Source organism: Chitinophaga niastensis, assembly GCF_003014755.1.
GTDB classification, from domain to species: domain Bacteria; phylum Bacteroidota; class Bacteroidia; order Chitinophagales; family Chitinophagaceae; genus Chitinophaga; species Chitinophaga niastensis.
The window spans coordinates 417,666-431,996 of record NZ_PYAW01000004.1 but is presented as its reverse complement, the minus strand read 5'-3'; the positions used below and the strand labels follow the sequence as shown (position 1 = coordinate 431,996).

Below are 14,331 nucleotides of genomic sequence, written 5' to 3'. Positions count from 1 at the left end.
GGGGTAATTAGAGTTTTATTGTTTGAAGATCAGCTGCTGCAATGGCTACATTGACCTGGTTTACTTTTATATATTTTGCCAATGATTCTATAGTGGCCAACATAAAGAAATCCCTGACGGTTACTTTTGCCTGTAATGTTTTACGGATCATGGCAATTAAGCGCATCACCTGCAATGAATGACCGCCCAGCTCAAAGAAATTATCGTATATGCCTATCCGTTGTATTCCCAGCAATTCCTGCCACAGATCGGCCAACGCCTGTTCTGTTTCGTTGCGTGGTGCTACATATTCATTTATCAGCAAGGATGCTGCTCCGGGGTCCGGTAAAGCTTTTCTGTCAATTTTACCATTGGGCGTCAGGGGTATTTTCTCCAACGCTATCAGCAATGACGGCACCATATATTCCGGCAGCTTGCCTTTCAGCCAGGTAAGGATGGATGTTTTGTCGAACGTTCCCTGTGGTACAATGTAACCTACCAGTCGTTTGTTATGATGTACATCTTCATGTGCAATGACTACGGCTCCTGCTATTGCTTCACTTTGCTGCAACACACTTTCTATTTCACCCAGTTCTATGCGGTAGCCGCGAATTTTCACCTGCTCATCTATGCGGCCGAGGTACTCTATGTTGCCATCCGGCAACCATCTGCCCAGGTCACCGGTTTTATACATCCTGCCCCGCGTCGCCAGGAAAGGATCTGCGATGAATTGTGTGGCCGTTAAATCAGGACGGTTGAGATATCCGCGGGCTACACCTACGCCGGACACACAGATCTCACCGGGTACACCTACAGGACATAACTGTTTTTCTTTATCCAGCACATAGATGTATAAATTTTGTACAGGTGCTCCCAAGGGGATATTCGTATAGTCGGGTGCGTTATACATAAAATAATGACAGATGTCATCCGATGCTTCCGTAGGACCATAGGCATTTACTACAGGAATGTTGCTATATCTTTCAAACCATTGTATCAGTAAATGCTGACTCACCGCCTCTCCTGTTACCAATAAAAACTGCAGTTGTTTTAAAGCTAACGGCAAAGCCTCCTGCAGCACGGCAGACAGGTAAGAAGGCACCAACTCCAGAATAGTAATCTGTTGTTGCTCCACAGCTGTTATTAAAGCAGCCGGATGCAGTATTATTTCTTCGGGATAAATAACAGTAGTACCACCACAAAGCAGTGCAGCAAATAACTGCCATACAGAAATATCAAAAGTATAAGCCGCTGTAAATGCCACTATGCTATTGTTGTTCAGCTGCAGATCATTTATTTTGGCAAACAGGTGATTCAGCATGCCGCCATGCTCCACCATCACACCTTTAGGCAAACCGGTAGAGCCGGAAGTATAGATCACATATGCGAGATCATGTGGTGCAGGATGTGTGGTCAGTGCATCTGCTGATTGTTTGCTGAGAGTCTCCTCCCAGACATCCAACGCTATAATGCTGATACCTTTCAGGTCCGTTAGTTTTTGTTGGCCGTAACTGCTGCTCACTACTACTTTTGCAGCGCAATCTTCCAGCATATACTGTATTCTGTCTGCCGGATATTCCGGATCAACAGGCACATAGGCGCCTCCTGCCTTCATAATACCCAGTATGGCTATCACCATTTCCAGCGAACGTTCTATACAAACCGGTACCAGCGTATCTGTAGTAACGCCTTTACTGCGCAGCCAATGCGCCAGCTGATTGGAACGATGATCCAGTTCCTGGTAGGTTAAGGATTTTTCTTCCAGCACCAGTGCAGTAGCCTGTGGTGTAGCTATTACCTGTGATGTAAATAATGTGGTGAGTGTTTCCGTTTGCGGATAAGCTACCACCTTATTGTTAAACGTATTCAGGAGCTGCTGTTCTTCTGCATCTGTGAGCATCGTTAAGGTACGCACCGCTTGTGCAGGCTTATTTACTATTGCTCTCAACAATTGCTCAAAGTGTCCTATCAGCCTGTTAATAGTGGCTTCCCGGAACAAATCAACACAATACACAGCTGTTATATTCAGGCCGTTTGTAGTTTCCTGCAGTGATAAATTGAGGTCAAATTTTGCGGCATTACCGTCCAGTTCTTCCTGGAACAGTTCTACATCTCCCAGACGGAACTCAGGTGTATCAGGCGTGTTCTGTAATTCAAACAATACCTGGAAGAGTGGGGTTCTGCTTACATCTCTTTCTTTTACTACCTCCTCTACTACTTTTTCAAATGGCACATCCTGATGGTCGTATGCGCTGAGTGTAGTTTCTTTCACCTGTTGCAGTAAGGCAGTGAAAGACGGGTTATTACTTAAATCGCTGCGCAAGGCCAGGGTATTAATAAAGAAGCCGATCAGCCCTTCTGTTTCCTGCCTGGTTCTGCCGGCAATGGAAGTACCTACACAGATATCTTCCTGACCACTGTAACGGTATAACAATACTTTGAATGCCGCCAGTAATGTCATAAACAAGGTGGCGCCTTCTTGGCGGGAAAGTGTTTGCAGTTTTGCCAGCAATTCCTGATCAAACTTAAATAAACGAATGGCGCCCCGCGTGCTTTGCACTGCCGGCCGGAGATGGTCCGTTGGTAGGTTTAATACCGTTGTGCCGGATAATTTATTTTTCCAGTAATCTAATTTCTGATCCAACATTTCACCTGCCAGATATTTACGCTCCCATATGGCGTAATCTGCGTATTGTATATCCAGTGCGGGTAACGGTGGGTTGATGTTATCCAATACTGCATTATACAACACCATCAGTTCACGAACGATGATACCCGCAGACCAGCCATCAGCAGCAATATGATGCAGTGTTACTACCAGCACGTGTGCTTCTTCCGCCAGTACAATTAAATGCGCACGCAGCATATGATCCTGCGACAGATCAAACGGTTTACTGATCAATGCCTGCACTTCCTCCTGCAGGCCCATAGTATCCGGCATGTATTGTACGGCTAATTGCCAGGTATCTTTATCCTGTACCCGTTGATGTACTACGCCATCTATCTCTTCAAATACAGTGCGTAATACTTCATGCCGGTTTACAATCGCATTTAATGCCGCTGTTAATGCAACCTTGTTGAGGTGCCCTTTTAATCTTAATACAGTGGGTATATGATAATGGATGCTGCCTTCCAGCTGATCAATAAACCATAAACGTTCCTGGCTATACGAAAGCGGAATGTTTGCAGGGCGGACATCTGCCACCACAGCAGGTAAGGAAACAGTTTTGAAAGCTGTTTGCACCTGCGCTGCAAAGCCTGCAATAGTTGGATGCAGAAACAATGCTTTAACGGAAACTTCTATGCCCAGTTTTTTTCTTAATGCCGACATCAGTCGCATGGCCATAAGCGAATGCCCTCCCAGCTCAAAGAAATTATCGTATATCCCTATCCGTGGTACACCCAATAACTCCTGCCAGATTGCTGTCAATGTTTGCTCTGTTCCGCTACGGGGAGCCACGTATGTATGTTGAATAGCTATACCAGGTTCCGGCAATGCTTTTCTGTCGAATTTTCCACTGGGTGTCAACGGGAATTTTTCCATGGAGATGAATACCGCAGGTATCATGTACTCGGGCAGCCGCTGTTGCAGCCAGGCAACTATCTCTTCCCGGTCAAAATTGCCGTTGGGAACGATGTATGCCACCAGTTGTTTACTCACCGCGTCGCTACCTGCTTTTGCCAGCACGATTGCCTGATTTACCAATGAACAATCCAACAGCACGCGTTCTATTTCTCCTAACTCTATCCTGTATCCACGGATCTTTACCTGGTCATCTATGCGGCCCAGGTATTCAATGCTGCCATCCGGCAACCATCGTCCTATATCACCGGTGCAGTAAAGACGCCCGCCCCATGCGGTACTGTAAGGATTAGGTATGAATTTTTCTGCTGTCAGATCCGGGCGGTTTAAATAACCACGCGCCAGGTTAGCGCCACCAATACAGATTTCCCCGCCTACGCCAACAGGACATAACCCTTTATCTGCTGCCAGTATGTATACCTGTACGTTGGCAATAGGTGCGCCTATGACCACTACATTGTTTTCCCTGATCGGGCTATCTGTGAGCGTAGTACATACTGTGTTTTCCGTAGGTCCGTATGCGTTAATGAGCCGCACTCCCTGCGATTGAATATAGCTGCCGTCTTCGCGGTTCAGCGGCTCCCCTGCTGATACAATTGTTTTTACAGGACCTAATAATTCTTTAATAATATGCTGATAGGAAGGCGGTAATGTAACCAATGAAATATCATGCTTAGTCAGCAGGGCAGCAAAGTTTTCTGCTGATAGCAGGTCTGATTGCTGCGGCAATACCAGCACACCTCCGCTCAAAAGTGTATTAAATATCTCATAGCAGGATGCATCGAAACCAAAGGAGGCGAATTGAAGGGACCTTGTACCCTGCGTTAAATGCAGCGCAGCCGCCTGGCTTAATGCCAGGTTTACCACCCCTCTATGTTCAATCAGCACACCTTTAGGTTTGCCGGTAGAACCGGAGGTATAAATTACGTAGGCCAGCTGTTCCGGCGCAGGTGTTATTGCCAGGGCAGTTTTCGCATATCCGTTGACGTTAGTGGCAACTTCATCGAGTAAAATAATTTGCACATCTGTTAACACCGGTAACCTGTTCACGCAATTACTACTGCTCAACAGCAGCGTAGCACCGGTATCGGCCAGCATAAAGCTGATGCGCTGTTCAGGATATTCGGGATCAACAGGTACATATGCACCACCCGCTTTTAGTATCCCTAATACCGCTATGATCATATCAAACGACCGCTCTATACAAACAGGCACCAAAGTTTCTTTTGTAACGCCCTGTCTGCGCAGGAAATGCGCCAACTGATTGGCCCGTTCATCCAGTTCTTTATAGGTCATGGCGGCTTCTCCAAATAGCAGGGCCGTTGCATCCGGTATGTGGTATACCTGTGATGCAAACAGATCTATGATAGATTTGTGTTGCGGATAAGCAGTAGCGGTATTGTTAAACGTCCGCAGCAACTGTTCTTCTTCCGCGGGGGTTAGCATTGGCAGAGCGCCTATAGACTGACGGCGTTTGCGCACGATGGATCGCAGCAGCTGCTCATAATGGCCAGCCATCCGGTGAATGGTTTCCTCGCTAAACAGTTCCACACCATACTCTATAATGCCGTGCAGTCCTTCTGCTGTTTCCTGGAGCGTAAAGGTCAGATCAAATTTAGCCGTCGTATAATCAACAGTATCTTTTTCCAATACTATCTCTCCCAGTGTGAGATCAGGTATATCAGGGGTGCTTTGCAATGCAAACGCTACCTGGAACAGCGGAGTTCTGCTCACGTCCCTGGTTTTCACCACGGCTTCCACTACTTTTTCAAAAGGTACTTCCTGGTGTTCAAAGGCGCCCAGCGTAATTTGTTTTACCTGTTGCAATAAAGTTGAAAAGGATGGGTTATTATCCAGGTCGCTGCGTAAAGCCAGCGTATTGATAAAAAAGCCGATCAGTCCCTCTACTTCCTGTCTTGTTCTGCCGGCAATAGAAGTACCCACACAAATATCCGCCTGTCCGCTGTAACGATACAAGAGCACCTTGTAAGCCGCCAGGAGTGTCATAAAAAGTGTAACGCCTTCTTCACGGGATAATGCCAGTAGCTGGTCCGACAATGTTTTGTCTATATGAAAGGCACTAATAGCCCCCCGCGTACTTTGTGCTACCGGCCTTGCATAATCTGTTGGCAGGTTCAGCACAGTGGTATCTCTCAGCTTATCTTTCCAGTAAGCTATTTTTCCTTCCAATATTTCACCGGATAAATAGTTGCGCTGCCAGATGGCATAATCAGCATATTGTAAATCCAATGCAGGCAACTGAGCAGCGCGGTTTGCTGTAAAGGCACTATATAATTCCACCAGTTCACGCACAATGATACCCGTTGACCAGCCATCTGAAGCAATATGATGCAGTGTTATCACCAGCACATGTTCTGTTGCACCTAACACCATCAAATGTGCGCGCAGCATATGTGAGCGGCACAAATCAAAAGGCGCTGTGATGAGTTGCTGTATATATTCCTGTAATGCAACCGCATCATGCTTATAAGCTTCCTCAATCACCGTTAACTGCCACAGATCTTTATCCAGTATACGCTGATACGCCTGATCATCTTCCTGTACAATCACGGTGCGCAGCACTTCGTGGCGATTCACAATGGTTTGAAATGCGTTTGACAATGCCTGCAGGTTCAGCGTTCCTTTCAATCTTAATATAGTAGGAATATGATACGGCAGACTGCCTTCCAGCTGATCAATGAACCACAAACGTTCCTGGCTATACGAAAGTGGAATGCGTGCCGGTCTTTCCTGTTTTTCCAGGTGGAAGGCCGGTGCGGGTGCCGTTTGTTGTAATAATTGCTGAGATAAAGCAGCAATGGTAGGATAATCAAATATATCTCCTATAGAAACGACTATGTTCAATTGTTTTCTTATAGCAGATATTACCCGTATGGCCAGCAGCGAGTGCCCACCCAATGCAAAGAAATCGTCGTGCAGTCCTATCCCTTCTACTTCCAGCAACGATGACCAGATAGCAGCCAATGTTTTTTCCAGTGCTGTTTCTGGCAATGCGTCTGCTGTAGTTGTAAATACTACTTCGGGATCCGGTAAAGCTTTCCTGTCTATTTTTCCATTTGCCATCAGTGGAAACTGGTCCAGGATTATCAGCGCCGATGGCACCATATATTCCGGTAAGCGGCTGCGTAAATAATTCAGGATCTCTTCCCTGTCAACATCTTCCGCTGCTATTACATACCCTAATAATCTTTTATTACCGCTGTTGTCTTCCCGTGCTATTACAACTCCCTGACTTACCAGCTCACAGCCGCTTAATACGCGGCTGATCTCTCCGGGTTCTACGCGGTAACCACGGATCTTTACCTGGTCATCTACACGACCCAGAAACACAATATTGCCATCCGGCAGATATTTCACCAGGTCGCCGGTACGATACAATTTTGTGGAGGCTTCCGTTGAAAAAATATCTTTAATAAACTTACTGGCCGTTAGTTCCTGATTGTTTAAATAGCCTGATGCGACCCCATCTCCACCGATATACAACTCTCCCGGCACACCTACAGGACATAACTGTTCGTCCTGGTTTACCACGTAAATGTGAGTATTGGAAAAAGGTTTTCCGATCGGGACCACCTGTTCATATATGCCATCGGGGTTTACTACATGAAGTAATTTTCCTATAGTCGTTTCCGTTGGTCCGTAGTGATTTACTATAGTACAAACAGCGCCAGACATCCGGATACTATCCACCACAGTAGTTTCCAGCGCTTCCCCGCCAAAGATCAGTAATTTACGGGGCAGCAACAATCTGTCTGGCTCTGATAATGCTTTCCAGTGAGAGGGTACTATTTTTATACAATCAACCGGGTATCTTTCAAAATAAGTATACAGTGCTTCTGCATCGTTAATAGCGGCCTTGGAAAACAGGTGTAACGCACCACCGGATATTAATGCACTATACAAAACAGTATTACCAAGATCCGTAGCGATGCTGGACAACAGGCCAAAGGAACGGCAACTGCTGATATCCAGCTTTGCCTGCAGCCCGGCTACATAATCCACCAGGTTGCTATGTGTAACCATTACTCCTTTGGGTGTACCGGTACTACCGGAAGTATAAATCACATACAACAGCTGATCCGGTACGGCATGTGCTGCCGGTGCAATAGTGGAGCACCTGTTAATGGCATCGCTGTCGTCATCGATCGCTACCACCTGCATCGCTGCTGTTACCGGCAACAGTTGCCTGCAGGCGTTGCTGCTCACGATCACAGTAGCATGGGTATCTTCCAGCATATATTTAATTCTCTCCGCCGGAAAATCAGGCTCAATGGGCACATAAGCACCACCTGCCTTCAGGATACCTAATATACCCACGATCATATCTGCAGAACGTTCTATGCAAAGCGGCACCAATGTATTGACGGTAACACCTTTGCTGCGCAGGTAATTAGCCAGCTGACCGGAACGTTCATCTAATTCCTGGTATGTTAAAATATCTTCTTCAAAGGCGAGCGCAATAGCCTGTGGCGTACGGGCAGCCTGCATTCCGAACAGGTCAACAAATGACTGCTCTTTGGCAGGAGCAGTCATTTTGTTATTAAATGTAACCTTCAGCTCCTGATGTTCGGCTGATGTGAGTAAATCTATATCGCTTATTTTTTCTGCTTCGGTAGCTATGATCTGCAATAGTGCCTGTTCAAAATGTCCGGCTATTTTTTCCACGTAAAAAGTGGGCAGCAAATCACTATTATAAGTAAACAACAAATTGGTTTCCGTAGCAATACCAACGATAATTGTTAAAGGATAATTGGTATGCGGATGTGCCTCCACTTCTTTTATCTCCAGTTTCCACGGTTTGGATGCTACCACTTCACTCACCGGATAATTCTGAAAAGTGATGGAAGTATCAAACAGATCACCTTGTAACCCCGTCCAGCGCTGAATATCATTTAAGCCTACGTGTTGGTGCTCCCTGCTTTGCTGCTGACTGGCCTGCAATGCCTGCAACCAGGTAGTGATCTCCTGCAAGGGATCTACTACTGTATGAAATGGCATTGTATTTATATACAATCCTACCCGTTGTTCTATTTCCGGCAAATCATCCGGCCTGCCGGATACCGTTATACCATACACAATTTCTTTGCGGCCTGTATAGCGGTATAACAGGTACGACCATACGCCTTGTATCAGTGTATTGAGCGTAATATGGTGCTGATGTGCATATTCTACCAAACGCGCTGTAGTGGCGGCATCCAAGCGGAATATACGCTCCTTATAAATACCCACTCCTTTGGTAAGATGCGCAGTAGCTGCAATAAATGGCAGCAGGCTTCCTTCCTGCAACGTTTTCATATAGCCGCGCCAGTAGTATTCTTCCTGTTCCTTATCCCGGCGATCCAGGTAACGGATATAGTCTTCGTAACGATCTTCTGTTGTAGCCGGCAGCGTTTTACCTGTTACCAGCGATTCATAGATGTTCAGCAATTCACTTACCATTACCTGCAACGACCAACCGTCGAACACAATATGGTGAAAAGCCCACAGCAACTGGTAAGCGTCGTCTTTCAAACGCAGCAAAGTAATACGCATCAGCGGCGCCGCCGCTAAATCAAAACCCTGGCGGCTATCAATGATCTCATAATCCTTTACCGCCTGTACCTGATCGCTTTCACTCATATGGCGATAGTCCAGTACCGTAACAGGAATAGTTACTTCGCGATATACACATTGCACCGGGATAGCGAATGCCTGGTGGTAAAAGCCGCTTCTCAAAATGCTATGCTGTTTCAATAAATGATTCCAGCTTTGCCGGAAAACATCTTCATCCAAACTTCCCAACACGCAACTAAACTGTTCTACATATGCCGCTGCCTGCTCATCATATAAATTATGGAACAGCATACCTTCCTGCAAACTGCTTAAACCGTACAACCCTGTCATCTGGCTCCTTCTGGGCGATCCGTTGAAATCTGCATCCAGAAATTCATCTAATTCTTCATTACTGACAGCGGTACCCAGACCATAATCTGAAGGTGTGAAAACAGCGGCTATTGCTGCCTGTTCCACGCAATGATCTATCAATGATTCCAACTGTACTAAAAAATCAGCTGCCAGTGCGGCGATGCCGGCAGCTTCATAATGTTTGGTGCTATAGCCCCATTGTAATACCAACTCACCCTGCTGCACAATACTGTTGACAGATAACTTCTCTCTTACCGGAAAACCAGCGCCCAGTCCTGATCCGGAAGATTCCGGCGCAGGCGATAGCAAGCCGCTTTCATTCACCACATTATCAGATTGCCCCAGGTAATTAAACACAATATCCCAGGGGTCTTTACCCTGCAACAACGGCACTTTGTTAATGTACTTCAGTACACCATAGCCCAATCCTTTATCCTTTACTTTGCGTAATTGTTCTTTAATACTTTTTAACAGGTCGTTCTTTTCTTTTCCTGCGGCCACTTGCAGCAACACTGGGTAAAGATTGGTAAACCAACCTACGGTACGGCTGGTATCCACATCCGGTGCAATATCCTCTCTGCCATGGCCTTCCAGGCCTATCAATACCTGTGAATTATTACTCCAGGCAGATAAGGTAATTGCCAGCGCAGCTAATAAAATATCATTGATGTCTGTATGATAAGCCCTTGGCACCTCCTGCAATAAACGCTGCGTTTGTACCCCATTCAATTTTACCACCAGGCTGGCAGTATCTGCCACTGTTACCGCTCCTTCATAGGTTTTATCTGTTTTCAACGGCACGTAACGCTGCATCACCTTTTCCCAATAATCCTGCTGGCTTAATAAACGACGACGCTGTCCATAGTCCGCCAATGCAGCATACCATTGCCGGTAAGAGCTGCCCTTGAGCCCCAGCACTGTTTCCTCTTTTTTCTGCCCATTGTTTTTCAGCAAGAGTTCCATATCCTGTAATAAAACGCGCCAGGATACGCCATCCACCGCCAGGTGATGGATCACCAGCAACAAACGGTTATGTGTTGCTTCCTCATTTGTTAAAAACAATACCGGGCGGACAAGTATTCCCTTTCCGGTATCCATCTGCTGATGATAATTTTCTGCACTTGCTGTAAGATGTGCTGCTACATCAGTCACTGGTATCGCTTTCAGGTCTACTACCTCCAGTTCACCTTCATGAGCACTATACACCTGTTCTATATCATTTGCAATGCCGGTGTAGGAAAAACGGAGCGCATCATGATATTGAACCAGTTGTTTAATAACAGTGCCTAACGTTAACGGTGATACGTTTTTATTAAGAGATAATAATACACTTTGATTGAAATGTGCTGTGCCGGAGCCGCCTGTTTCAAAATACCATTGCTGTATGGGTAACAAGTCGCTGCTGCCTGTGAGCATGCCCTGTTCACCGGTTACTGCTATATTTTTATCAGATGATAATAAAGCAGATAATCCGCTGATGGTTTGATGCAGGAACAGGTCACGTGGATGCAATGGATAACCGGCTTGTTTAGCATGACTTACTACCTGGATAGTGATGATAGAGTCGCCGCCCAGTTCAAAGAAATTGTCGTGTATACCTACACGTGATACGCCCAACAACTCCTGCCAGATGGTGGCCAGTACCTGTTCGGTTGCATTTCGCGGCGCCACATATTCATTGGTGAGCAGTGCTTCCGCGTCAGTATCCGGCAGTGCTTTTTTATCAATTTTCCCATTTGCCGTTAATGGCAGTTTCTCCAGCGGGATCAACAGTGCAGGTATCATATAATCCGGCAACTGCTGTTTCAGGAAAGCAATAATACCTTCTCTGTCAAAGAGGTTGGCGGGCACGATGTACCCTACCAACCGTTTATTCCTCTGACCACTATGATCTTCTTTTGCCAGCACCACCGCCTGTTTTACCAGGTTGCATTGCTGCAATACATTTTCTATTTCACCCAGCTCTATGCGGTAGCCACGAATTTTTACCTGATCATCTATCCTTCCCAGGTATTCGATGTTGCCATCCGGTTGCCATCTGCCCAGATCACCGGTTCTGTACAGGTTACCTCCCTGTGCATCAAAAGGATTGATAACAAATTTCTCTGCTGTCAGTTCCAGGCGATTCAAATAGCCGCGCGATACCCCTTTGCCCGCAATACAAATTTCTCCGGGTACACCCACCGGAGATAATTGCGCATGACTATTGATAATGTATACTTTTGTATTGCTCACAGGCCTGCCTATCACCGGCGCAACATCCTTATCCCTGGCGGATAACGGGTAATAAGTAGTAACTACACTGTTTTCTGTTGGACCGTAGTTATTGACAACTTTATAAGTAAGACCGCTCACATCAATAGCAGCTAATTTATCTCCACCGGTGAGTAAATATTTCAGCGCCGTTAATTTACTTCCTGCTTCCCGGATAAATTCATGCAGTAAAGCAGTAGACAAAAATCCGTGTGAGATCTCTTCTTCAATAAATAAATTTACAATAGCCGTTAGCGAAAAACGTTTTTCATCATTCAGGATATTTACAGCAGCACCTTTGCATAAATATGGCCACACTTCCCATCCGAAAGCATCAAAGCCCATACCAGCAGCAGCTGTAGCTCTACTGGCAGCAGTTACCTCATAGGTAGCATTGTGCCAGTTAACAAGATTCGCTACCCCATTATGTTCAATCATTACCCCCTTTGGTAACCCGGTAGAACCGGAAGTGTAAATTACATACGCGAGTTGATCACCGTTGTAAGTGATATCCGGGGCCGTGCAGGGATATTGACCGATGATGTCCCTATCTTCGTCCAGTGTAATGATATCAGCAGCTCCGGCCAATTTCAGTTTACCGGCACATGCCTTACTACCAACAATGATAGCAGCACGGGTATCAGAAATAATATGACGGATACGATCTGTAGGATACTCCGGATCAACAGGCACATAGGCGCCTCCCGCCTTCATGATACCCAACATACCCACTACTATCTCTGGTGATCTTTCCATACATACCGGTACCACTGTTTCAGTGGTAACCCCTCTACTGATCAGGTAATGCGCCAGTTGGCCGGAACGTTCTTCCAGTTCACGATAGGTGAGCAAACGATCATCAAATACCAATGCCGTTGCTTCCGGCGTAAGCGCTGCCTGTAAACTGATCTGCTCAATAATTGTTTTATATTCCGGATAATCAATCGTTGTATCATTAAAAGCAAGAAGCAGCTGCTCTTCTTCGACAGCACTCAGCATAGATAAAGATCCTACCTGTGTAGCCGGAGATGATACAATTGCACGAAGCAGTTGCTCAAAATGAGCGAGCATACGGGAGATGGTGGCTGCATTAAACAGATCAATACAATATTCCACCTTTCCGGATAAACCATCCGCAGCTTCATACATTAAAAAGGTCAGGTCAAACTTTGCGGTAGTATGGCTGGTATCTTCCTGTATTAATTGTATACCGCCCAGCTGAAACTCAGGTGCGTCGGGCATATTCTGCAAAGCAAATACTACCTGAAACAATGGACTACGGCTCAGATCACGTTCCTTCACCACTGCTTCTACAATTTTTTCAAAGGGGAGATCCTGGTGATCATAGGCGCCCATCATCGTTTGTTTTACCTGCTGTAACAGCGTGGTAAACGACGGATTATCGCTCAGATCACTGCGTAAGGCCAGGGTATTGATAAAAAACCCAATCAGGTGCTCTACTTCCTGCATGGTTCTGCCGGCCATGGGGCTACCAATACAAATATCTTCCTGACCACTGTAATGATATAATAACACATTAAAAGCAGCCAGCAACGTCATATACAGCGTAGTGTCCTGTTGCCGGGACAGTAACTGCAGCTGCGCCGTCAGTACCTTATCAATGGTAAATGAAATGCTGGCACCACGCGTACTTTGCACAGCAGGCCGGATATAGTCCAGCGGCAACTGCAAGGTGGCTACACCCGACAACTTATTCTTCCAGTAGTCGAGTTGTTTATCCAATATATTGCCGGATAAATATTTGCGCTGCCAGATAGCATAATCAGCGTACTGAATATCTACAGCCGCTAATTCGGCGGTGCGGCCTTCTGCATAAGACTCATACAATTCAACCAGTTCACGCACAATGATGCCTACCGACCAGCCGTCTGATGCAATATGATGCATCACCACTACCAGCAAATGTTCTTCTTCGTGCTTTACAATCAAATGCGCACGCAACATATGATCACTACCCAGGTCAAAGGGAATATCAATTAATGATTTTACAAATGATTGCAATACTGCTGCATCATGCTCCTGGTGATTGATGACCTCCATTTTCCACTGATCTTTTTCCATTACCTGCTGATGCGCCTTACCATCTTCCTGTGCAATTACTGTCCGCAATATTTCGTGGCGGTTTACAATCATTCGTAATGCATAGGCCAGTGCAGCATGGTGAAGATTCCCCTTCAATCTTAATACTGCCGGTATATGATAATTGATACTATCTTCTTCTATCTGGTCTATAAACCATAAACGTTCCTGGCTGAAAGACAAAGGTATTTTAGCTATACCGACGCGGTCAGCAGCAATTATTCTCTCCTCAAAATCAACTTCGTTATTTTTAAAAAGATCACCGTTATTTAAAATAATTTTTATCTGCTCTTTATATTCTTTTATCTCTGCGAGTAAATCATGGTTGATGATTTCATCTTTAGGCACTTTAAACTTAACTTTTTCATTCTCCAGAAAGAATACAACGCCCTGTTTACGGGCTTTCTCAACCACTTCAAATGCTTTTTCAAAATTAGTATCTATCATAATGCTTGCTTGAAAAGTGTAGGTTAAAAAAGAAATGGTGTCAC

At 45.6% G+C, this 14,331-nt stretch carries 1 protein-coding gene; it reads right to left on the bottom strand.

The features are described from left to right. Positions 1-7 precede the first annotated feature (7 nt). Complete coding sequence (locus tag CLV51_RS20415; RefSeq protein WP_106529930.1) at positions 8-14,287, bottom strand: non-ribosomal peptide synthetase; 14,280 nt, start codon at positions 14,285-14,287, stop codon at positions 8-10. Between the last annotated feature and the right edge of the window lie 44 nt (positions 14,288-14,331).

What these genes read in the sequence shown, in the direction of transcription:
- CLV51_RS20415 (WP_106529930.1), bottom strand. Translation starts at nt 14,287, where the DNA reads ATGATAGATACTAATTTTGAAAAAGCATTTGAAGTGGTTGAGAAAGCC.